The sequence below is a fragment of the Streptomyces flavotricini genome (assembly GCF_020639365.1).
GTDB lineage: Bacteria > Actinomycetota > Actinomycetes > Streptomycetales > Streptomycetaceae > Streptomyces > Streptomyces flavotricini.
This window is the reverse complement of the sequence record NZ_JAINUL010000001.1, coordinates 3,898,727-3,919,520: the sequence shown is the minus strand read 5'-3', so window position 1 is coordinate 3,919,520 and position 20,794 is coordinate 3,898,727. Positions and strand designations below refer to the sequence as shown.

General features: G+C 67.1%; 33 protein-coding genes. All 33 read left to right on the top strand.

Going from position 1 to position 20,794, the window contains the following annotated elements; translation table 11 throughout:
- Nucleotides 1-71 precede the first annotated feature (71 nt).
- The 33 genes from K7B10_RS17595 to truA all read left to right on the top strand — a co-directional run bounded on the left by K7B10_RS17595 (nt 72) and on the right by truA (nt 20,763).
- Nucleotides 72-1,988 (top strand): hypothetical protein, encoded by a 1,917-nt coding sequence (locus K7B10_RS17595; protein WP_229336988.1) that lies wholly within the window; start codon nt 72-74, stop codon nt 1,986-1,988.
- 114 nt (nt 1,989-2,102) lie between these two features.
- Nucleotides 2,103-3,233: a hypothetical protein gene (locus K7B10_RS17590; protein WP_229336986.1), complete on the top strand. Its 1,131-nt coding sequence runs from the start codon at nt 2,103-2,105 to the stop codon at nt 3,231-3,233.
- Between the two features lie 486 nt (nt 3,234-3,719).
- A complete protein-coding gene (rpsJ, locus tag K7B10_RS17585; protein WP_003948644.1) occupies nt 3,720-4,028 on the top strand; it encodes a 30S ribosomal protein S10 in 309 nt (102 codons plus the stop codon).
- A gap of 14 nt (nt 4,029-4,042) precedes the next feature.
- The gene (rplC, locus tag K7B10_RS17580; RefSeq protein ID WP_008739720.1) at nt 4,043-4,687 is read left to right on the top strand and encodes a 50S ribosomal protein L3; all 645 of its coding nucleotides are present in this window, start codon (nt 4,043-4,045) and stop codon (nt 4,685-4,687) included.
- 5 nt (nt 4,688-4,692) lie between these two features.
- Nucleotides 4,693-5,343, top strand: a complete 651-nt coding sequence (gene rplD / locus K7B10_RS17575; RefSeq protein WP_031152736.1) for a 50S ribosomal protein L4 — start codon at nt 4,693-4,695, stop codon at nt 5,341-5,343.
- Nucleotides 5,343-5,666 carry a 50S ribosomal protein L23 gene (gene rplW, locus K7B10_RS17570; protein WP_030154694.1) on the top strand — a complete coding sequence of 108 codons (324 nt, stop codon included), beginning with the start codon at nt 5,343-5,345 and terminating at the stop codon, nt 5,664-5,666. Before rplD ends, rplW begins: the two co-directional genes overlap by 1 nt.
- A gap of 39 nt (nt 5,667-5,705) precedes the next feature.
- Nucleotides 5,706-6,542: a 50S ribosomal protein L2 gene (gene rplB / locus K7B10_RS17565; protein ID WP_030298213.1), complete on the top strand. Its 837-nt coding sequence runs from the start codon at nt 5,706-5,708 to the stop codon at nt 6,540-6,542.
- Between the two features lie 12 nt (nt 6,543-6,554).
- A complete protein-coding gene (gene rpsS, locus K7B10_RS17560; RefSeq protein WP_030154697.1) occupies nt 6,555-6,836 on the top strand; it encodes a 30S ribosomal protein S19 in 282 nt (93 codons plus the stop codon).
- A 43-nt stretch (nt 6,837-6,879) separates the two neighbouring features.
- Nucleotides 6,880-7,227, top strand: coding sequence for a 50S ribosomal protein L22 (gene rplV, locus K7B10_RS17555; protein WP_007265904.1), 348 nt, complete (start codon nt 6,880-6,882; stop codon nt 7,225-7,227).
- Complete coding sequence (gene rpsC, locus K7B10_RS17550) at nt 7,227-8,066, top strand: 30S ribosomal protein S3 (RefSeq protein ID WP_007265905.1); 840 nt, start codon at nt 7,227-7,229, stop codon at nt 8,064-8,066. The genes rplV and rpsC overlap by 1 nt, the downstream gene beginning before the upstream one ends.
- Before the next feature lie 5 nt (nt 8,067-8,071).
- Nucleotides 8,072-8,491, top strand: a complete 420-nt coding sequence (rplP, locus tag K7B10_RS17545; RefSeq protein WP_030026326.1) for a 50S ribosomal protein L16 — start codon at nt 8,072-8,074, stop codon at nt 8,489-8,491.
- Nucleotides 8,491-8,715, top strand: coding sequence for a 50S ribosomal protein L29 (gene rpmC / locus K7B10_RS17540; protein WP_008739703.1), 225 nt, complete (start codon nt 8,491-8,493; stop codon nt 8,713-8,715). Before rplP ends, rpmC begins: the two co-directional genes overlap by 1 nt.
- A complete protein-coding gene (gene rpsQ, locus K7B10_RS17535; protein ID WP_030026328.1) occupies nt 8,715-8,996 on the top strand; it encodes a 30S ribosomal protein S17 in 282 nt (93 codons plus the stop codon). The genes rpmC and rpsQ overlap by 1 nt, the downstream gene beginning before the upstream one ends.
- Nucleotides 8,997-9,101: 105 nt before the next feature.
- Nucleotides 9,102-9,470: a 50S ribosomal protein L14 gene (rplN, locus tag K7B10_RS17530; protein ID WP_003956455.1), complete on the top strand. Its 369-nt coding sequence runs from the start codon at nt 9,102-9,104 to the stop codon at nt 9,468-9,470.
- A 2-nt stretch (nt 9,471-9,472) separates the two neighbouring features.
- On the top strand, nt 9,473-9,796 hold the full coding sequence (rplX, locus tag K7B10_RS17525) for a 50S ribosomal protein L24 (protein WP_030154701.1): 324 nt from the start codon (nt 9,473-9,475) through the stop codon (nt 9,794-9,796).
- A complete protein-coding gene (gene rplE / locus K7B10_RS17520) occupies nt 9,796-10,347 on the top strand; it encodes a 50S ribosomal protein L5 (protein WP_030154702.1) in 552 nt (183 codons plus the stop codon). Before rplX ends, rplE begins: the two co-directional genes overlap by 1 nt.
- A gap of 5 nt (nt 10,348-10,352) precedes the next feature.
- Nucleotides 10,353-10,538, top strand: a complete 186-nt coding sequence (locus K7B10_RS17515; RefSeq protein WP_003956452.1) for a type Z 30S ribosomal protein S14 — start codon at nt 10,353-10,355, stop codon at nt 10,536-10,538.
- Between the two features lie 223 nt (nt 10,539-10,761).
- Nucleotides 10,762-11,160 carry a 30S ribosomal protein S8 gene (gene rpsH / locus K7B10_RS17510; protein WP_007265911.1) on the top strand — a complete coding sequence of 133 codons (399 nt, stop codon included), beginning with the start codon at nt 10,762-10,764 and terminating at the stop codon, nt 11,158-11,160.
- A gap of 20 nt (nt 11,161-11,180) precedes the next feature.
- A complete protein-coding gene (gene rplF, locus K7B10_RS17505) occupies nt 11,181-11,720 on the top strand; it encodes a 50S ribosomal protein L6 (RefSeq protein WP_030154703.1) in 540 nt (179 codons plus the stop codon).
- A gap of 2 nt (nt 11,721-11,722) precedes the next feature.
- Nucleotides 11,723-12,106, top strand: coding sequence for a 50S ribosomal protein L18 (gene rplR, locus K7B10_RS17500; RefSeq protein ID WP_030008471.1), 384 nt, complete (start codon nt 11,723-11,725; stop codon nt 12,104-12,106).
- 45 nt (nt 12,107-12,151) lie between these two features.
- Nucleotides 12,152-12,754, top strand: coding sequence for a 30S ribosomal protein S5 (gene rpsE, locus K7B10_RS17495; RefSeq protein WP_030864431.1), 603 nt, complete (start codon nt 12,152-12,154; stop codon nt 12,752-12,754).
- Nucleotides 12,754-12,936, top strand: a complete 183-nt coding sequence (gene rpmD, locus K7B10_RS17490) for a 50S ribosomal protein L30 (RefSeq protein WP_005313525.1) — start codon at nt 12,754-12,756, stop codon at nt 12,934-12,936. The genes rpsE and rpmD overlap by 1 nt, the downstream gene beginning before the upstream one ends.
- Before the next feature lie 2 nt (nt 12,937-12,938).
- The gene (rplO, locus tag K7B10_RS17485; RefSeq protein WP_030154704.1) at nt 12,939-13,394 is read left to right on the top strand and encodes a 50S ribosomal protein L15; all 456 of its coding nucleotides are present in this window, start codon (nt 12,939-12,941) and stop codon (nt 13,392-13,394) included.
- A 186-nt stretch (nt 13,395-13,580) separates the two neighbouring features.
- Nucleotides 13,581-14,894 (top strand): preprotein translocase subunit SecY, encoded by a 1,314-nt coding sequence (gene secY / locus K7B10_RS17480; protein WP_030864428.1) that lies wholly within the window; start codon nt 13,581-13,583, stop codon nt 14,892-14,894.
- The gene (locus K7B10_RS17475; RefSeq protein ID WP_229336983.1) at nt 14,894-15,541 is read left to right on the top strand and encodes an adenylate kinase; all 648 of its coding nucleotides are present in this window, start codon (nt 14,894-14,896) and stop codon (nt 15,539-15,541) included. The genes secY and K7B10_RS17475 overlap by 1 nt, the downstream gene beginning before the upstream one ends.
- Before the next feature lie 111 nt (nt 15,542-15,652).
- Nucleotides 15,653-16,489, top strand: a complete 837-nt coding sequence (gene map / locus K7B10_RS17470) for a type I methionyl aminopeptidase (protein WP_229336981.1) — start codon at nt 15,653-15,655, stop codon at nt 16,487-16,489.
- Between the two features lie 141 nt (nt 16,490-16,630).
- On the top strand, nt 16,631-16,852 hold the full coding sequence (gene infA / locus K7B10_RS17465; protein ID WP_003956442.1) for a translation initiation factor IF-1: 222 nt from the start codon (nt 16,631-16,633) through the stop codon (nt 16,850-16,852).
- A gap of 74 nt (nt 16,853-16,926) precedes the next feature.
- Nucleotides 16,927-17,040, top strand: coding sequence for a 50S ribosomal protein L36 (gene rpmJ, locus K7B10_RS17460; RefSeq protein WP_003956441.1), 114 nt, complete (start codon nt 16,927-16,929; stop codon nt 17,038-17,040).
- 199 nt (nt 17,041-17,239) lie between these two features.
- Nucleotides 17,240-17,620 (top strand): 30S ribosomal protein S13, encoded by a 381-nt coding sequence (rpsM, locus tag K7B10_RS17455; protein ID WP_007265919.1) that lies wholly within the window; start codon nt 17,240-17,242, stop codon nt 17,618-17,620.
- Between the two features lie 54 nt (nt 17,621-17,674).
- Nucleotides 17,675-18,079: a 30S ribosomal protein S11 gene (rpsK, locus tag K7B10_RS17450; RefSeq protein WP_003956432.1), complete on the top strand. Its 405-nt coding sequence runs from the start codon at nt 17,675-17,677 to the stop codon at nt 18,077-18,079.
- A gap of 137 nt (nt 18,080-18,216) precedes the next feature.
- Complete coding sequence (locus K7B10_RS17445; protein ID WP_008739666.1) at nt 18,217-19,239, top strand: DNA-directed RNA polymerase subunit alpha; 1,023 nt, start codon at nt 18,217-18,219, stop codon at nt 19,237-19,239.
- 92 nt (nt 19,240-19,331) lie between these two features.
- Nucleotides 19,332-19,799 (top strand): 50S ribosomal protein L17, encoded by a 468-nt coding sequence (gene rplQ, locus K7B10_RS17440; RefSeq protein WP_030298228.1) that lies wholly within the window; start codon nt 19,332-19,334, stop codon nt 19,797-19,799.
- Between the two features lie 112 nt (nt 19,800-19,911).
- The gene (truA, locus tag K7B10_RS17435; protein ID WP_134072017.1) at nt 19,912-20,763 is read left to right on the top strand and encodes a tRNA pseudouridine(38-40) synthase TruA; all 852 of its coding nucleotides are present in this window, start codon (nt 19,912-19,914) and stop codon (nt 20,761-20,763) included.
- Nucleotides 20,764-20,794: the final 31 nt, after the last annotated feature.

The window sequence follows — 20,794 nt, the reverse complement described above, 5'->3', positions numbered from 1 at the left end:
CCCCGGAGCACGACAGACAGCGGCCGACGGGCCCCGCCCCGCGGTGACACCCGCGACCGAATTGGACTGAGATGACACACCTGGCCCCCGAGGTCGTCGGAACATCCGGCACGGCGCACAGCCGGACCGGTACCGGGACCCCGGACGCCGGACCGGTCTCCTCCTCTTCGACGGCCCGCCGCCCCTGGACCTCCCGGCGCCGCGTGCTGGCCGTCGCCGAGGGCGTCGTCAGCATCACGGCCGCCCTCGGCTACATGGTGCTGAGCCGGCGCATCGACGTGAACCCGATCGTGCGCCTCGGCCAGGTCAGCGGCCTCGCCACGCTCCAGATGTACGCCGCGGTCATCGGGCTGCCGCTGCTCGGGCTGCTCCTGTACACCGCCCACCGGGGCCCGGCCCGGCGCCACCAGCTGGTCAAGCGCCTGGTCTGCGCCGCCCTGGCGGGCCTGGCCACCGGCGTGATCGCCGGCGGGGTCGTCGTCGCCCTGCACGGCACCCCGCACCCGCTCGGCGGCCAGGAGGGCGACCCGGGCGTCCTGATCGACATGGCCAACTCGTTCCTGCACCACGAGGGGATGTCGGGCATCTACCCGCCCGCCTTCCCGGCCCTGATGGCCCTCTGGGCGAAGATCCGCTACAACGGCCGCGGCGAGACCGGCTTCGCCCTGCACGACCTGCAGATCTTCTTCACCGCCGTGGCCGGCCCGATGGCCTACCTGGCTTGGCGGATACTGCTGCGGCCCTTCTGGGCCCTGCTGATCGCGGTCCCGGCCGCGGTGCTCTTCCTCGACCCGATCCGCCCGTACAGCCACATCGTGATGATCGTGCTGCTGCCGCTGCTCGGATACTGGCTGCGCGAGATGCGCCTCGCCGGTCGGCGCGGCACCCGGCACCTGGTGGTGCGCGCACTCGTCCTCGGCGTGACCTTCGGCGCGCTGTTCCTCTGGTACTCCGGCTGGTACATCTGGGCCGCGCCGGGCGCGCTCGTGGCCGCGCTGTTCCTCTTCCCGTGGCGCCAGGGCGCGGCCACGGCCAAGAAGGCGGGCATCTACATAGGGGTCACGCTGCTCACGGCCGGCGTGGTCGGCGCTCCGCTGCTCTACCAGATGGCCCGGCTGGGCTCGGAGAACCCCGACCGCTACGCCTTCCTCGCCGTGTACGCGGACCCCGGGTACGTCCTCGGCTGGACCTCGGACCGCTCCGGGACCCTGACGTACCAGACCTGGCCGGTGGCCGGCGAGATGGCGGGCCAGAGCGGGTTCGCCCTGCTGCTGCTGTTCGGGGTGGGCCTCGGCCTCGGCCTGGGGATGCGCAACATCATGGTGCGCACGGCCGCGGCGGTCCTGGCCGGCGCCTGGCTCGCCCGCTTCTGGTTCGCCGGGCACATGGCCCAGGACAAGGCCATCCAGCTCTACCCGCGCACCACGTGGATCATCATGTACTGCCTGATGATCCTGGCCGTGCTCGGCATGATGGCCGTGGTCAACCGGGGATCGGGGTGGATCGAGCGCACGCTGCGCCCGCGGGCCGTCGGGGCCGGTTCCGATTCCGTTCCCCCGGCCGGGCCCGCCCGGGTCGTTCCGCCGCGGGTGGTCCGCCAGCTGGCCGCCGGGATGGTGTGCGTGGTCGCGCTGTTCGCGACCATGGGAGCGTCCTGGTCGGTCAACCGCTACATGCCCTCGTCCGACGTCGACTCGATGGGCATCGACGCGTACCGCGCGCACGTCATCAAGCAGCGGGACGGCAGCTGCCCGCGCTTCTCGCCGCGCGAGAACTGCTGGGACATCGAGAAGAACGACTGGAAGCCCGGACCCATCCAGGACTTCATCTGGTGTGCCGGCATCGTGGCCGACGACTGGCCCGCCGTCTGCGGGATGGAGGCGCCCAAGCGCGTGCGCTCGCGGGCGGACATCGAGCGGGACGCCGAGGCCGAGCGGCAGGCCCGCAAGGACGCCGACCGGACCGGGCAGGACGCCCGGAAGAAGTGACGGCGGGGGCGGCCCGCCGACCCGGGCACGGGCTGCTTCGGCAAGCAGCAGCAACGTTTCAGCGGGGCCCCCAGGACCTGGTCCCGGGGGCCCCGGACATTCCAGGGGTGGGACATGCGCAAGAACGACAACGACAGCGACGGACCGGCGATCTCCGACGAGGAGTGGGCCCGGTTCATGGAGCAGGCCGAGACGGGCTCCGGCCAGGCCCCGCAGGAGCCCTCCGCCCGCGCCCGCATGGTCACCGCGCGGCTGCGCGCCGGCTCCGCCGAGCCGCAGGGCTGGCGCACCGGACCGGCCTGGCAGGAGATGCAGGGGCGGGGGAGGGGCAAGCGGCGGATCAAGGCCGCGGCGGCGGTGGTCTTCATCGCGGCCCTCGCGCTGATCGCCGTACGCCCGGAGCTGGTCATCGACAAGGTCACCGGGAAGGCCGAGCGGAACGACAAGGCCCGTGAGCCGCTGCCCGCCGAGACCGCCCGGCCCAGCGCACCGCCCTCGGCCGTCGACCCGGACCGGCCGACGCTGAAGGAGCCCTTCAGGGGCTCCCCGGCCCTCCAGTGGGCCGACGGGGCGGCCGGTATCGAGGTCCCGGAGGCCCAGGCCGTCGGCGGGATGAGCAAGGAGCAGGTCGCCGACGCGCTGGAGAAGGCCAAGCAGTTCCTGGTCTCGGCCAACCTGGACCCGGCGACCCTGCGCGGGGAGCGGCCCGCGGCGGCGCTGGAGCTGCTGGACCCGAAGCTGAAGGACGAGCTGAGCCGCGTGGAGGACTCGCTGACGGCTCCGACGAAGGAGAACGACCCGCTGCACCTGTTCACCCGGGTCAAGCCGGCCGAGCTGAAGCCCGCGGGCGACGTGGTCAAGGTCCGCGGCCGGATGTGGGTGGAGCCCGGCAAGGAGGGCGGCCAGGCCAACGTGCAGGCCGACTACACCTTCGTCTACCCGTTCGTGAAGGCGAAGGCGGGCGCCGCGGAGGTGGAGCGCACGATCGTGCGGCGCGAGATCACCTTCTCGATCGCCGACCCGCGCAAGTGGCAGGCCACCGTCGGCAAGATCTGGCTGGAGAAGTACGACGTCGACCTCGCGAACAGCGCCTGCGACGTCTACGACGGATACCTGCACCCCGTCTTCTCCGACGACGCACCGACCGGTCCCACGCCCTCCGGCACGCCCGTGGACCCGTACGACCGGAGCAAGACCGTCGACTCCGGCGTGCCGGGCGGCTGCGGGAGTCTTTCGCGTACCTGAGGCCGGTGGGACGGTCCGGACGCACCCCAAGCGGGGCCCGGGCCGTCCCACTGCGTGGCGCAGTTTGACCACTCACCTGGGAGGGGTATTCTCTTCGGCCCGATTGGCGCAGTACGTGTCTTGTATGGCAGACTACTCAAGTTGCTCGGCTGAGTGCCGATGCTGCGCGCCTCCCGCCGGGAGGACCGGAAGCGAGTCCCACAGTACTCGTCGCCTTTATCTGCCTTTCGGGGCAGCAATGGGGCGGACGTACGGGAATCTTCTGGGAAGCGTCAGCACGGTGTTCGCCAGGCGCTCGGTGGGTGTTTCTCCCCCGAACCGCGGCCTCGGGCCGCACCCCCTTGGACGAGGGAATTTCCGTATGGGAATTTTCTGTAGAGGGAGTGCGACACGCCCGACCGCGTGGGTCGGAGAGAAGCGGTGGAGAGATCCACAGCCGGCCGAGAGCCAGAGCGTTTCCACAACAGACAGGACTACGGAGTAGCCATGGCGGGACAGAAGATCCGCATCCGGCTCAAGGCCTACGACCACGAGGTCATCGACTCCTCGGCGAAGAAGATCGTCGAGACGGTGACCCGCACTGGTGCGTCGGTCGCAGGCCCGGTGCCGCTGCCCACTGAGAAGAACGTGTACTGCGTCATCAAGTCGCCGCACAAGTACAAGGACTCGCGCGAGCACTTCGAGATGCGCACGCACAAGCGCCTGATCGACATCCTCGACCCGACGCCCAAGACCGTTGACTCGCTGATGCGCCTGGACCTTCCGGCCGGCGTTGACATCGAGATCAAGCTCTGAGAGGCGTCGAGAAGATGGCAAAGCAGATCAAGGGCGTCCTGGGCGAGAAGCTCGGCATGACCCAGGTCTGGGACGAGAACAACCGTGTCGTCCCGGTGACCGTCGTCAAGGCCGGGCCCTGCGTCGTTACCCAGGTCCGTACGAACGACATCGACGGCTACGAGTCGGTCCAGATCGCCTTCGGCGAGATCGACCCGCGCAAGGTGAACAAGCCCCTCAAGGGCCACTTCGCCAAGGCCGACGTGACCCCGCGCCGCCACCTGGTGGAGCTCCGCACCTCCGACGCCAGCGAGTACACGCTCGGCCAGGAGATCACCGCCCAGGTGTTCGAGTCCGGCGTCAAGGTTGACGTCACGGGCAACAGCAAGGGCAAGGGCTTCGCCGGTGTCATGAAGCGGCACAACTTCCGGGGCCTCGGCGCCGGTCACGGTGTGCAGCGCAAGCACCGCTCCCCCGGTTCGATCGGTGGCTGCGCCACCCCTGGGCGTGTCTTCAAGGGCATGCGCATGGCTGGTCGTATGGGCAACGAGCGCGTCACCACCCAGAACCTGACCATCCACGCGGTAGACGCGGAGAAGGGTCTGCTCCTCATCAAGGGCGCAGTCCCCGGTCCGAACGGCGGCCTCGTCCTGGTCCGTACCGCGGCCAAGGGGGCTTGAGGTTAATGAGCACCATTGACATCCTTTCGCCGGCAGGCGACAAGGCCGGTACCGTCGAGCTCCCCGCGGAGATCTTCGACGCGAAGACCAGCGTTCCGCTGATCCACCAGGTCGTCGTCGCACAGCTGGCCGCTGCCCGTCAGGGCACGCACAAGACGAAGACCCGTGGCGAAGTCCGTGGTGGTGGCCGCAAGCCGTACCGCCAGAAGGGCACCGGCCGCGCCCGTCAGGGTTCGACCCGCGCTCCGCAGTTCGCCGGCGGTGGCGTCGTCCACGGCCCGCAGCCGCGTGACTACTCGCAGCGGACCCCCAAGAAGATGAAGGTCGCCGCCCTCCGTGGTGCCCTCTCGGACCGTGCGCGTCACTCCCGCATCCACGTCGTCACCGGCGTGGTCGAGGGTGCCGCCTCCACGAAGGCCGCCAAGACGCTGTTCGGCAAGATCTCGGAGCGCAAGAACCTGCTCCTGGTCGTCGAGCGCGCCGACGAGGCCGCGTGGCTGTCCGCCCGCAACCTGCCCCAGGTTCACATCCTGGAGCCGGGCCAGCTGAACACGTACGACGTGATCGTCTCTGACGACGTGGTCTTCACCCAGGCCGCGCTCGAGTCCTTCGTGTCTGGCCCCAAGGCCGATGAGACCGAAGGGAGCGACGCCTGATGTCCGAGGCGACCGTTACCAGCAAGACCTTCACTGACCCGCGCGACCTGCTGATCAAGCCGGTTGTCTCGGAGAAGAGCTACGCGCTGCTGGACGAGAACAAGTACACGTTCATCGTCGCGCCCGGCTCCAACAAGACCCAGATCAAGCAGGCCGTCGAGGCGGTCTTCGGGGTCAAGGTCACCGGGGTCAACACGATCAACCGTCAGGGTAAGCGCAAGCGCACCAAGACCGGTTTCGGCAAGCGCGCTGACACCAAGCGCGCCATCGTGACCCTCGCTGAGGGCGACCGAATCGACATCTTCGGCGGCCAGGCCTCCTAACGGAGGTCTAGTCGTCCGGAATCGGACGAGGACTGAGAAATGGGTATCCGCAAGTACAAGCCGACGACCCCGGGCCGTCGTGGCTCCAGCGTCGCCGACTTTGTCGAGATCACGCGGTCCACGCCGGAGAAGTCGCTGGTTCGCCCGCTGCACAGCAAGGGCGGCCGTAACAACACCGGTCGGATCACCGTTCGCCACCAGGGTGGCGGACACAAGCGCGCCTACCGCGTGATCGACTTCCGTCGTCACGACAAGGACGGCGTGCCGGCCAAGGTCGCGCACATCGAGTACGACCCCAACCGCACGGCGCGCATCGCGCTCCTGCACTACGCGGACGGCGAGAAGCGCTACATCATCGCTCCCCGCGGTCTGTCCCAGGGCGACCGGATTGAGAACGGCCCCACGGCCGACATCAAGCCCGGCAACAACCTGGCCCTCCGCAACATCCCGGTCGGTACCACGATCCACGCGATCGAGCTCCGTCCCGGTGGTGGCGCCAAGTTCGCCCGTTCCGCGGGTGCCTCCGTGCAGCTGCTGGCGAAGGAGGGCACGATGGCCCACCTTCGTATGCCGTCCGGTGAGATCCGCCTGGTCGACGCGCGCTGCCGCGCGACGGTCGGCGAGGTCGGCAACGCCGAGCAGTCGAACATCAACTGGGGCAAGGCCGGCCGCATGCGCTGGAAGGGCGTTCGCCCCTCCGTCCGCGGTGTCGCGATGAACCCGGTTGACCACCCGCACGGTGGTGGTGAGGGCAAGACCAGCGGTGGTCGCCACCCGGTCTCCCCGTGGGGTCAGAAGGAGGGTCGTACTCGCTCGCCGAAGAAGGCTTCGAGCAAGTACATCGTCCGCCGCCGCAAGACGAACAAGAAGCGCTAGGAGCGGGTTTAGATGCCGCGCAGTCTCAAGAAGGGACCCTTCGTCGACGGACACCTCGTTAAGAAGGTGGACGCTCAGAACGAAGCTGGTACCAAGAACGTCATCAAGACCTGGTCCCGTCGCTCGATGATCATCCCGGCCATGCTGGGTCACACCATCGCGGTGCACAACGGCAAGACCCACGTCCCGGTGTTCGTCACCGAGTCGATGGTCGGCCACAAGCTCGGCGAGTTCTCGCCGACTCGCACCTTCCGCGGCCACGTCAAGGACGACCGGAAGTCGAAGCGCCGCTAAAGGCGGGGTGGTAACGACTATGACTTACACCGAAGGGACAACCATGGAAGCCAGGGCCCAGGCGCGGTACATCCGCGTCACGCCCATGAAGGCCCGCCGCGTGGTGGACCTTATCCGTGGCATGGATGCCACGGAGGCTCAGGCGGTCCTGCGTTTCGCCCCGCAGGCCGCGAGCGTGCCGGTCGGCAAGGTGCTGGACAGCGCCATTGCCAACGCCGCACACAACTACAACCACCCGGACGCCTCCACGCTGGTCATCAGCGAGGCGTACGTGGACGAGGGCCCGACCCTGAAGCGGTTCCGTCCGCGTGCCCAGGGCCGTGCCTACCGGATCCGCAAGCGGACCAGCCACATCACCGTGGTCGTCAGCAGCAAGGAAGGTTCCCGGTAATGGGCCAGAAGGTAAACCCGCACGGGTTCCGGCTCGGCATCACCACCGACTTCAAGTCGCGTTGGTACGCCGACAAGCTGTACAAGGACTACGTCAAGGAAGACGTCGCCATCCGTCGGATGATGACGTCCGGCATGGAGCGCGCCGGCATCTCGAAGGTTGAGATCGAGCGCACCCGTGACCGCGTGCGTGTGGACATCCACACCGCTCGTCCGGGCATCGTCATCGGCCGCCGTGGCGCCGAGGCCGACCGCATCCGCGGTGACCTCGAGAAGCTCACGGGCAAGCAGGTCCAGCTGAACATCCTCGAGGTCAAGAACCCCGAGCTCGACGCTCAGCTGGTTGCCCAGGCCGTTGCCGAGCAGCTCTCCTCCCGCGTCTCCTTCCGTCGTGCCATGCGCAAGAGCATGCAGGGCACGATGAAGGCCGGCGCCAAGGGCATCAAGATCCAGTGCGGCGGCCGTCTCGGCGGCGCCGAGATGTCCCGCTCCGAGTTCTACCGCGAGGGTCGTGTGCCGCTGCACACGCTGCGCGCGAACGTGGACTACGGCTTCTTCGAGGCCAAGACCACCTTCGGCCGTATCGGTGTGAAGGTCTGGATCTACAAGGGCGACGTCAAGAACATCGCCGAGGTTCGCGCCGAGAACGCTGCGGCCCGTGCGGGTAACCGCCCGGCCCGTGGTGCCGGCGCTGGCGACCGTCCCGCCGGCCGTGGTGGCCGTGGTGGCGAGCGCGGCGGCCGTGGTGGCCGCAAGCCGCAGCAGGCTGCTGGTGCCGAGGCCCCCAAGGCCGACGCTCCCGCCGCCGCTCCGGCTGAGAGCACCGGAACGGAGGCCTGACCGACATGCTGATCCCTCGTAGGGTCAAGCACCGCAAGCAGCACCACCCGAAGCGCCGCGGTATGGCCAAGGGCGGTACTGAGGTCTCGTTCGGCGAGTACGGCATCCAGGCGCTCACCCCCGCCTACGTGACGAACCGCCAGATCGAGGCGGCTCGTATCGCGATGACCCGCCACATCAAGCGTGGCGGCAAGGTCTGGATCAACATCTACCCGGACCGCCCGCTGACGAAGAAGCCGGCCGAAACCCGCATGGGTTCCGGTAAGGGTTCTCCCGAGTGGTGGATCGCGAACGTGCACCCGGGCCGGGTCATGTTCGAGCTGTCCTACCCGAACGAGAAGATTGCTCGTGAGGCGCTCACCCGCGCTGCTCACAAGCTTCCGATGAAGTGCCGGATTGTTCGGCGCGAGGCAGGTGAGTCGTGATGGCGACGGGAACCAAGGCGTCCGAGCTGCGTGAGCTCGGCAACGAGGAGCTCGTTGGCAAGCTGCGCGAGGCCAAGGAGGAGCTGTTCAAGCTCCGCTTCCAGGCGGCCACGGGTCAGCTGGAGAACAACGGCCGGCTCAAGTCCGTCCGTAAGGACATCGCTCGCATCTACACCCTGATGCACGAGCGTGAGCTCGGTATCGAGACGGTGGAGAGCGCCTGATGAGCGAGAAGAACGTGACTGAGACGAACGAGCGCGGCTTCCGCAAGACCCGTGAGGGTCTCGTCGTCAGCGACAAGATGGACAAGACCGTCGTCGTCGCCGTCGAGGACCGCGTCAAGCACGCGCTGTACGGCAAGGTCATCCGCCGTACGAACAAGCTCAAGGCTCACGACGAGCAGAACGCTGCCGGCGTCGGCGACCGCGTCCTCATCATGGAGACGCGTCCGCTGTCGGCGAGCAAGCGCTGGCGCATCGTCGAGATCCTCGAGAAGGCCAAGTAATCACCTGAGGGGTTTCCCTCAGGTCAGTTCCGCCAGGCTCGGTGGGGGCCTCGCTCCTCGGAGTGAAGCCCCCGCCGGGAACCGGCAGACAAACAGGAGATAGACGTGATCCAGCAGGAGTCGCGACTGCGTGTCGCCGACAACACTGGTGCCAAGGAGATCCTTTGCATCCGTGTTCTCGGTGGCTCCGGTCGCCGCTACGCGGGCATCGGTGACGTCATCGTCGCCACCGTCAAGGACGCGATCCCCGGTGGCAACGTGAAGAAGGGTGACGTCGTCAAGGCGGTCATCGTTCGCACCGTCAAGGAGCGCCGCCGCCAGGACGGCTCGTACATCCGCTTCGACGAGAACGCCGCTGTCATTCTCAAGAACGACGGCGACCCTCGTGGCACCCGTATCTTCGGCCCCGTGGGCCGTGAGCTGCGCGAGAAGAAGTTCATGAAGATCATCTCGCTCGCGCCGGAGGTGCTGTAAGCATGAAGATCAAGAAGGGCGACCTGGTCCAGGTCATCACCGGTAAGGACAAGGGCAAGCAGGGCAAGGTCATCGCGGCCATGCCCAGCGAGAACCGCGTCCTCGTCGAGGGTGTCAACCGGGTCAAGAAGCACACCAAGGCCGGTCAGACCGCTGGTGGTTCGCAGGCCGGTGGCATCGTGATCACCGAGGCGCCGATCCACGTCAGCAACGTTCAGCTGGTTGTGGAGAAGGACGGCCAGAAGGTCGTTACCCGCGTCGGTTTCCGCTTCGACGACGAGGGCAACAAGATCCGCGTTGCCAAGCGGACGGGTGAGGACATCTGATGGCTACCACTCCGCGTCTCAAGACGAAGTACCGCGAGGACATCGCGGGCAAGCTGCGTGAGGAGTTCTCGTACGAGAACGTCATGCAGATCCCCGGCCTCGTGAAGATCGTGGTCAACATGGGTGTGGGCGACGCCGCCCGCGACTCCAAGCTGATCGACGGCGCCATCCGCGACCTGACGACGATCACCGGTCAGAAGCCGGCCGTCACGAAGGCCCGCAAGTCCATCGCGCAGTTCAAGCTGCGTGAGGGTCAGCCGATCGGCTGCCACGTCACCCTCCGTGGTGACCGCATGTGGGAGTTCCTGGACCGTACGCTGTCGCTCGCGCTGCCGCGTATCCGTGACTTCCGTGGTCTGTCGCCGAAGCAGTTCGACGGCCGTGGCAACTACACCTTCGGTCTCACGGAGCAGGTCATGTTCCACGAGATCGACCAGGACAAGATCGACCGTACCCGGGGTATGGACATCACCGTGGTCACCACGGCGACCAACGACGCTGAGGGCCGCGCGCTCCTTCGTCACCTCGGCTTCCCCTTCAAGGAGGCGTAAGCGAGATGGCGAAGAAGGCTCTCATCGCGAAGGCTGCCCGCAAGCCCAAGTTCGGTGTGCGTGCGTACACCCGCTGCCAGCGCTGCGGTCGTCCCCACTCCGTGTACCGCAAGTTCGGCCTGTGCCGCGTCTGCCTTCGTGAGATGGCTCACCGTGGCGAGCTGCCGGGCGTGACCAAGAGCTCCTGGTAAATCACCCTCGTCCGCAAGGACTTGGGGAGTACCAGGCACTCTCGGTAAGCATCTGGACGGTGGGTGCCCGGCCGCGCATGCCTTAGGCTTGTGTGGTTGGGCGTCCGCCGCCCATAACGACTTACTACGCCGTAGGTCCCCGCACCGCACCCGTCCCGCCACTGAGTGGGGAGAGGGATGGCGCATACAGGAAACCCCGGCGAGAGAGGCCGAAGGCCACTTCATGACCATGACTGACCCGATCGCAGACATGCTGACCCGTCTGCGTAACGCTAACTCGGCGTACCACGACACTGTCGTGATGCCGCACAGCAAGATCAAGTCGCACATCGCGGAGATCCTCAAGCAGGAGGGTTTCATCACCGGCTGGAAGGTCGAGGACGCCGAGGTCGGCAAGAACCTCGTCCTCGAGCTGAAGTTCGGGCCGAACCGTGAGCGCTCCATCGCGGGCATCAAGCGGATCTCGAAGCCCGGTCTGCGCGTGTACGCAAAGTCCACCAACCTGCCGAAGGTCCTCGGCGGCCTGGGCGTGGCGATCATCTCCACGTCCCACGGTCTCCTGACCGGCCAGCAGGCAGGCAAGAAGGGCGTAGGTGGGGAAGTCCTCGCCTACGTCTGGTAGTCGGGAACGGAGGAAAAGCAATGTCGCGAATCGGCAAGCTCCCCATCCAGGTTCCCGCCGGTGTGGACGTCACCATCGATGGCCGCACGGTCGCGGTGAAGGGCCCCAAGGGTCTTCTCTCGCACACCGTCGCCGCGCCGATCGAGATCGTCAAGGGTGAGGACGGCGTTCTGAACGTCACCCGCCCGAACGACGAGCGTCAGAACAAGGCCCTGCACGGCCTGTCCCGCACGCTGGTGGCGAACATGATCACCGGTGTGACCACGGGGTACGTCAAGGCTCTCGAGATCAGCGGTGTCGGTTACCGCGTCGCCGCGAAGGGCTCCGCTCTGGAGTTCCAGCTTGGTTACAGCCACCCGATCCTGATCGAGGCGCCCGAGGGCATCTCCTTCAAGGTCGAGTCGCCCACCAAGTTCTCGGTCGAGGGCATCGACAAGCAGAAGGTCGGCGAGGTCGCCGCCAACATCCGCAAGCTGCGGAAGCCCGACCCGTACAAGGCCAAGGGTGTCAAGTACGCCGGCGAGGTCATCCGCCGCAAGGTCGGAAAGGCTGGTAAGTAGCCATGGCATACGGTGTGAAGATCGCCAAGGGCGACGCGTACAAGCGCGCTGCCAAGGCTCGCCGCCACATCCGCATCCGCAAGAACGTCTCGGGTACGGCGGAGCGTCCGCGCCTCGTCGTGACGCGTTCCAACCGCAACATCGTTGCTCAGGTCATCGACGACCTCCAGGGTCACACCCTGGCGTCCGCGTCGACCCTGGACGCTTCGATCCGCGGTGGCGAAGGCGACAAGAGCTCGCAGGCCCAGGCTGTCGGCGCGCTCGTCGCCGAGCGTGCCAAGGCCGCGGGTGTCGAGACCGTCGTGTTCGACCGCGGTGGCAACCGATACGCCGGGCGCATTGCCGCTCTGGCTGACGCCGCCCGCGAAGCCGGGCTGAAGTTCTAAGCCCCGGTTCCGGGACTCACGGACGTAACAGAGAGAGGTAATCCAATGGCTGGACCCCAGCGCCGCGGAAGCGGTGCCGGTGGCGGCGAGCGGCGGGACCGGAAGGGTCGCGACGGTGGCCCTGCCGCCGAGAAGACCGCTTACGTTGAGCGCGTTGTCGCGATCAACCGCGTCGCCAAGGTTGTCAAGGGTGGTCGCCGCTTCAGCTTCACCGCGCTGGTCGTGGTGGGCGACGGTGACGGCACTGTAGGTGTCGGTTACGGCAAGGCCAAGGAAGTTCCCGCGGCCATCGCCAAGGGTGTCGAGGAAGCCAAGAAGAACTTCTTCAAGGTTCCGCGCATCCAGGGCACCATCCCGCACCCGATCCAGGGCGAGAAGGCGGCCGGCGTTGTCCTGCTGAAGCCTGCTTCCCCCGGTACCGGTGTTATCGCCGGTGGCCCGGTGCGCGCCGTTCTGGAGTGCGCCGGCGTTCACGACATCCTGTCGAAGTCCCTGGGCTCCGACAACGCGATCAACATCGTGCACGCGACCGTGGCGGCCCTCAAGGGCCTGCAGCGTCCCGAGGAGATCGCGGCTCGCCGTGGTCTGCCCCTCGAGGACGTCGCCCCCGCGGCTCTCCTTCGTGCACGTGCTGGGGCGGGTGTCTGATGGCCCGCCTCAAGATCACGCAGACGAAGTCGTACATCGGCAGCAAGCAGAACCACCGCGACACGCTGCGTTCGCTCGGGCTCAAGCGCCTGAACGACGTGGTCGTCAAGGAGGACCGCCCCGAGTTCCGCGGAATGGTTCACACCGTCCGCCACCTCGTGACGGTTGAGGAGGTTGACTAATCATGGCTGAGAACAGCCCGCTGAAGGCCCACAACCTCCGTCCCGCCCCCGGCGCCAAGACCGCGAAGACCCGTGTCGGTCGTGGTGAGGCGTCGAAGGGTAAGACGGCCGGTCGTGGTACGAAGGGCCAGAAGGCCCGTTACCAGATCCCGCAGCGCTTCGAGGGTGGGCAGATGCCCCTCCACATGCGTCTGCCGAAGCTCAAGGGCTTCAAGAACCCGTTCCGCACCGAGTTCCAGGTCGTCAACCTGGACAAGCTCGGCGCTCTCTACCCCGAGGGTGGAGAGGTCACGGTGGCCGACCTGGTCGCCAAGGGCGCGGTGCGCAAGAACAGCCTCGTCAAGGTCCTGGGCCAGGGCGAGATCTCCGTGGCGCTGACGGTCTCGGTTGACGCCGTTTCCGCCTCCGCCAAGGAGAAGATTGCCGCTGCCGGCGGCACCGTCACCGAGCTCGTCTAAGACGAACCAGGTGACAGATAGCTAGAAACCCGACCGGGGATGCCTCACAAATGGGGCATCCCCGGTTGGTCGTTCCACGGGGGGCGCAGTCGCCGGTAAGGTGGCCTGCACCTTTGCTTGTACGTATTCGTCGATCCCTCAGACCGTCACCTCTGACGCAGTAGCGCGGGGGTCGCAGGAGGCACCGTGCTCACCGCGTTCGCCCGGGCGTTCAAGACGCCCGACCTGCGCAAGAAGCTGCTCTTCACGCTCGGCATCATCGTGCTGTTCCGGCTCGGGTCCCACATCCCGGTACCCGGCGTGAGCTACAAGAACGTTCAGATCTGTGTCGACCAGGCCGGGAGCAGCAACAGCCTCTTCGGTCTCGTCAACATGTTCAGTGGCGGTGCGCTGCTGCAGATCACGATCTTCGCGCTCGGCATCATGCCGTACATCACGGCGAGCATCATCCTGCAGCTGCTGACCGTGGTCATCCCGAAGCTGGAGAACCTCAAAAAAGAGGGTCAGTCCGGCACCGCGAAGATCACTCAGTACACGCGCTATCTGACGGTCGCACTCGCGATCCTGCAGGGCACCGGCCTCGTCGCCACCGCCCGCACTGGTGCCCTGTTCCAGGGCTGCCAGGTCGCCAGCCAGATCGTCCCGAACCGGTCGATCTTCACCACCATCGTCATGGTCATCACGATGACCGCCGGTACCTGCGTCGTCATGTGGCTCGGTGAGCTCGTGACCGACCGCGGCATCGGCAACGGCATGTCGATCCTGATGTTCATCTCGATCGCCGCCGGCTTCATCGGCGCCCTGTGGCAGATCAAGCTCCAGGGCAAGATCGCCGACGGCTGGGTCGAGTTCGGCGTGGTCATCCTCGTCGGTCTGGCCATGGTCGCGCTCGTCGTCTTCGTCGAGCAGGCGCAGCGTCGGATTCCGGTCCAGTACGCGAAGCGCATGATCGGCCGCCGCGCGTACGGGGGCACCTCGACGTACATCCCGCTCAAGGTGAACCAGGCCGGTGTCATCCCGGTCATCTTCGCCTCGTCGCTGCTGTACATCCCGGCGCTGATCGTGCAGTTCAGCGGTTCGACCGCCGGCTGGGCCGTCTGGATCCAGAAGCACTTCGTCAAGGGCGACCACCCCTACTACATCGCGGCCTACTTCCTCCTGATCGTCTTCTTCGCGTTCTTCTACGTGGCGATTTCTTTCAACCCCGAGGAAGTTGCAGACAACATGAAGAAGTATGGTGGGTTCATCCCGGGTATCCGCGCCGGTCGACCCACCGCCGAGTACCTGAGCTACGTGCTCAACCGGATCACCTGGCCGGGGTCGCTGTACCTGGGTCTCATCGCTCTTGTGCCGACGATGGCGTTGGCCGGCTTCGGAGCGAACCAGAACTTCCCGTTCGGCGGGACGAGCATCCTCATCATCGTGGGTGTGGGTCTGGAAACCGTGAAGCAGATCGAGAGCCAGCTCCAGCAGCGCAATTACGAAGGGTTCCTCCGCTGATGCGAATCGTCCTCGTCGGACCGCCCGGTGCGGGCAAGGGAACGCAGGCCGCGTTCCTTGCGAAGAACCTGTCGATCCCGCACATCTCCACGGGCGACCTCTTCCGCGCCAACATCAGCCAGAACACCGAGCTGGGCCAGCGCGCGAAGGCGTTCATGGACGCCGGTGACCTCGTCCCCGACGAGATCACCATCGGCATGGCCAAGGACCGCATGGAGCAGCCGGACGCCGTGAACGGCTTCCTGCTGGACGGCTTCCCGCGCAACGTCTCCCAGGCCGAGGCGCTGGACGAGATGCTGCAGACGGCGGGCATGAAGCTGGACGCCGTCCTCGACCTGGAGGTCGAGGAGGACGAGGTCGTCAAGCGCATCGCCGGCCGCCGGATCTGCCGCAACGACTCCGCGCACGTCTTCCACGTCGTGTACGCGGCGCCGAAGGCCGCAGGTGTCTGCGACACCTGCGGCGGCGAGCTGTACCAGCGCGACGACGACTCCGAGGCCACGGTCCGCAACCGGCTCGAGGTCTACCACACGCAGACCGAGCCGATCATCGACTACTACAAGGCCCAGGGCCTGCTGGTGACGATCCCCGCCCTCGGCGAGGTCGCGGACGTCACGCAGCGTGCGATGGACGCGCTCAAGAAGTAGCGATCCTTGTGACGAGCAGTAAGGCCGCGGTGTCCCCAGGACCCCGCGGCCTTACTGTTGAGACGACCTGAACAACGCAGATCCGAAGTCCGAAGGTGGAAGGCACTACCCATGGTCCAGATCAAGACCCCCGAGCAGATCGCGAAGATGCGCGAGGCAGGGCTGGTCGTCGCCGCGATCCACGCGGCGACCCGTGAGGCGGCCGTACCGGGCGCCACGACGCGGGATCTGGACATGGTGGCCCGCAAGGTCATCTCGGATGCCGGGGCCAAGTCGAACTTCCTCGGCTACGGCGGTTTCCCCGCGACGATCTGCACGTCCGTGAACGAGGTCGTCGTCCACGGCATCCCGGACGACAAGACGGTCCTCAAGGACGGCGACGTCATCTCGATCGACGCCGGTGCCATCGTCGACGGCTGGCACGGCGACGCGGCGTACACGGCCTTCGTGGGCACGGGTCACGCTCCGGAGCTGATCGAGCTCTCCCGGGTGACCGAGGAGTCGATGTGGGCCGGCATCGCCGCGATGAAGCTCGGCAACCGCCTCGTGGACATCTCCAAGGCGATCGAGGGCTACATCCGCCGCCAGCCGCGGCCCGCGACCGGCAAGTACGGGATCATCGAGGACTACGGCGGCCACGGCATCGGGTCCGAGATGCACATGGACCCCCACCTGCTGAACTACGTCTCGCGCAAGCGCGGCAAGGGCATCAAGCTGGTCCCGGGCGTCTGCCTGGCCATCGAGCCCATGGTCTCCCTGGGCACCCCGCAGACGGAGGTGCTGGCGGACGACTGGACGGTCATCACCACGGACGGCACCTGGTCCTCGCACTGGGAGCACTCCATCGCCCTGACCGAGGCCGGCCCCATCGTGCTGACGAGCCCGGACTGCGGCAAGGCAAAGCTGGCGGAGTACGGCGTGACCACTGCGCCGGATCCGCTTGGTTAATGATCTACGCTGTAGGGCAAACTTTCCGGATTCGTCTTTCTGGGTGCCCTGACGTAGACTGACTCGTCGGCTCCTTTGCACCCGCATGTCCTCATGCGAAGGCGGGGAGCTGATCAAGGTAGCCGATTCGAAGGGCGAAGCGTGGCCAAGAAGCAAGGTGCCATCGAGATCGAGGGCACCGTGATCGAGTCCCTCCCGAACGCAATGTTCAAGGTGGAACTGCAGAACGGTCACAAGGTCCTTGCGCACATCAGCGGCAAGATGCGTATGCACTACATCCGCATCCTCCCGGATGACCGGGTCGTTGTGGAGCTGTCTCCGTACGACCTGACGCGTGGCCGGATCGTCTACCGATACAAGTAGATCTTGTCTTCACTCCGGCCCGGACATCTCGTCCCGGCGCGGGTGGTGGCACTGACCCGGAGAACCTCACCAACATGAAGGTCAAGCCGAGCGTCAAGAAGATCTGCGACAAGTGCAAGGTGATCCGCCGTCACGGTCGGGTCATGGTCATCTGCGACAACCTGCGCCACAAGCAGCGCCAGGGCTGACGCACGCCGACCGACCTGCACTACGCAGTTCTTCGCGCGACGTAAGAAAACGTACATACGCAGAGCCCGCCCAGCCCTGAGAGGGGCCGGCGGCACCTCCGGCGGGGGCCGGGGACCCGGGCGTACCACCACCCATCAGGTGTGGTCGGCGGTCGGGAGTGGTTCTGCGGAAGACCCCCGAACACACAGGAGCCATTGAATGGCACGCGTTTCCGGTGTTGACATCCCGCGCGAAAAGCGCGTGGAGATCGCACTCACCTACGTCTTCGGTATCGGGCGCACCCGGTCCAAGGAGATCCTCGCCTCCACCGGCGTGAACCCGAACACCCGCGTTCGTGACCTGGCCGAAGAGGACCTCGTCAAGATCCGCGAGTACGTGGACGCCAACCTCCGTACCGAGGGTGACCTCCGCCGCGAGATCCAGGGCGACATCCGCCGCAAGATCGAGATCCAGTGCTACCAGGGCATCCGCCACCGTCGCGGCCTCCCGGTGCACGGTCAGCGCACCAGCACCAACGCGCGTACCCGCAAGGGCCCGCGTCGCGCGATCGCCGGTAAGAAGAAGCCGGGCAAGAAGTAGTCCTGTTCAGCGGTCTTGCGCTGTAGGACCGACCACCTCCCGTAGGAGATTTAGATGCCCCCCAAGGGTCGTCAGGGCGCTGCCAAGAAGGTGCGCCGCAAGGAAAAGAAGAACGTCGCTCACGGGCACGCCCACATCAAGAGCACGTTCAACAACACGATCGTCTCGATCACGGACCCCTCGGGCAACGTGATCTCCTGGGCCTCCGCCGGCCACGTCGGCTTCAAGGGCTCGCGCAAGTCCACCCCCTTCGCCGCGCAGATGGCCGCCGAGTCGGCCGCCCGCCGCGCGCAGGAGCACGGCATGCGCAAGGTTGACGTCTTCGTCAAGGGTCCGGGCTCCGGCCGCGAGACCGCGATCCGCTCCCTCCAGGCCACCGGCCTCGAGGTCGGCTCGATCCAGGACGTCACCCCCACCCCGCACAACGGCTGCCGCCCGCCGAAGCGCCGCCGCGTCTGACGCAGCGACGCCTGTGCGTCTTTGAGTGTCCGGGCGGTACGAACCCCTTCGGGGGGACGTGCCGCCCGTACCCTTGCAGTACCTGGCTTTACCCGTCGGGCGTCAAATAGTGGGCGTCCACGACTGAAGGAACACACATGCTTATCGCTCAGCGTCCTTCGCTGACCGAAGAGGTCGTCGACGAGTACCGCTCGCGGTTCGTGATCGAGCCGCTCGAGCCGGGCTTCGGCTACACCCTCGGCAACTCGCTGCGCCGCACGCTCCTGTCCTCGATCCCGGGTGCCGCTGTCACCAGCATCCGCGTGGACGGCGTCCTGCACGAGTTCACCACCGTGCCCGGTGTCAAGGAAGACGTCACCGACATCATCCTCAACATCAAGCAGCTGGTCGTCTCCTCGGAGCACGACGAGCCGGTCGTGATGTACCTGCGCAAGCAGGGTCCCGGCCTGGTCACCGCTGCCGACATCGCGCCCCCGGCCGGTGTCGAGGTGCACAACCCGGACCTCGTCCTCGCCACGCTCAACGGCAAGGGCAAGCTGGAGATGGAGCTGACCGTCGAGCGCGGTCGCGGCTACGTCTCCGCCGTCCAGAACAAGCAGCTGGGCCAGGAGATCGGCCGCATCCCGATCGACTCCATCTACAGCCCGGTCCTCAAGGTCACCTACAAGGTCGAGGCGACCCGAGTCGAGCAGCGCACCGACTTCGACAAGCTCATCGTCGACGTCGAGACCAAGCAGGCCATGCGCCCGCGCGACGCCATGGCGTCCGCCGGCAAGACCCTGGTCGAGCTGTTCGGTCTGGCGCGCGAGCTCAACATCGACGCCGAGGGCATCGACATGGGCCCGTCCCCGACGGACGCCGCCCTGGCCGCCGACCTGGCGCTGCCGATCGAGGAGCTCGAGCTCACCGTTCGGTCGTACAACTGCCTCAAGCGCGAGGGCATCCACTCCGTGGGTGAGCTCGTCGCCCGCTCCGAGGCCGACCTGCTCGACATCCGCAACTTCGGTGCGAAGTCGATCGACGAGGTCAAGGCGAAGCTGGCCGGCATGGGCCTGGCCCTCAAGGACAGCCCGCCCGGATTCGACCCGACCGCCGCTGCCGACGCCTTCGGCGCCGACGACGACGCGGACGCCGGTTTCGTCGAGACCGAGCAGTACTGAGCAGCACCCGTTGAACTTTCCCGCGGCAGCCGCCGCGGGGGAACTGACACCGGTACCTGACACGGCCGGTGCAGAAATGAAGGAGTAACACCATGCCGCGTCCCGCAAAGGGTGCCCGTCTGGGCGGCTCCGCCGCGCACGAGAAGCACCTTCTCGCGAACCTCGCGAAGGCGCTCTTCGAGCACGGCCGCATCACCACCACCGAGGCCAAGGCCCGTCGCCTGCGTCCCTACGCCGAGCGTCTGGTCACCAAGGCCAAGAAGGGCGACATCCACAACCGTCGCCTGGTGCTGCAGACGATCACGGACAAGAGCATCGTGCACACGCTGTTCACCGAGATCGCCCCGCGCTACGAGAACCGCCCCGGTGGTTACACGCGCATCACCAAGATCGGCAACCGTCGTGGCGACAACGCCCCGATGGCCGTGATCGAGCTGGTCGAGGCCCTCACGGTCGCCCAGCAGGCCACTGGTGAGGCCGAGGCCGCCACCAAGCGTGCCGCGAAGGACGCCGAGGCCGTGGCCGAGGCTCCCGCCGCCGAGGAGACCAAGGAGGCCTGATCCCGCTTCGGGATCGAGCTTGCTTGATCGGCTCTGAACGGGCCCGCCCCTTCCCGGGGCGGGCCCGTTCTGCGTTTCCTGACGTTCTTGAGCTTCTGAGAGGATCTGTCGCGTGAGTGACGAGGTGGAGCCCGGGCACGTCCGGGTACGGCTGGACCTGTCGTACGACGGGAAGGACTTCTCCGGCTGGGCGAAGCAGCGCGTGCTGCGGACCGTCCAGGGCGAGCTGGAGTCGGCCCTGCAGACCGTGATGCGGCTGCCGGACCCGGTCGAGCTGACCGTGGCCGGGCGGACCGACGCCGGCGTGCACGCGCGCGGGCAGGTCGCGCAGTTCGACGTACGCGACGAGGTGTGGGCCGAGCACCACGACAAGCTGCTGCGCCGCCTCGCCGGCCGGCTGCCGCACGACGTACGGGTGTGGAAGGCCGCCGAGGCGCCCGAAGGCTTCAACGCCCGCTTCTCCGCCGTCTGGCGCCGCTACGCCTACCGCGTCGGCGACCACCAGGGCGGCGTGGACCCGCTGCGCCGGGGGCACGTGCTGTGGCACCAGTGGCCGCTCGACGTGGACGCCATGAACGAGGCCGCCGCCGCGCTGCTCGGCGAGCACGACTTCGCCGCGTACTGCAAGAAGCGGGAGGGCGCCACGACCATCCGCACCCTGCAGCAGCTCAGCTGGGAGCGCGCCGAGGACGGGATCGTCACCGCGACGGTCCGCGCCGACGCCTTCTGCCACAACATGGTCCGCTCGCTGGTCGGCGCCCTGCTGCACGTCGGGGACGGGCACCGGCCGACCGACTGGCCGGGGAAGGTCCTGCGGGCCGCCGTCCGGGACTCCTCGGTGCACGTGGTGAAGCCGCACGGGCTCACCCTGGAGGAGGTCGGCTACCCGGCGGACGAGCTGCTGGCCGCCCGCAGCAAGGAGGCCCGCAACATGCGCACCCTGCCGGGCGCCGGCTGCTGCTGATCCGCGGCCGGCCGCCGCAATCCGTTTGGGC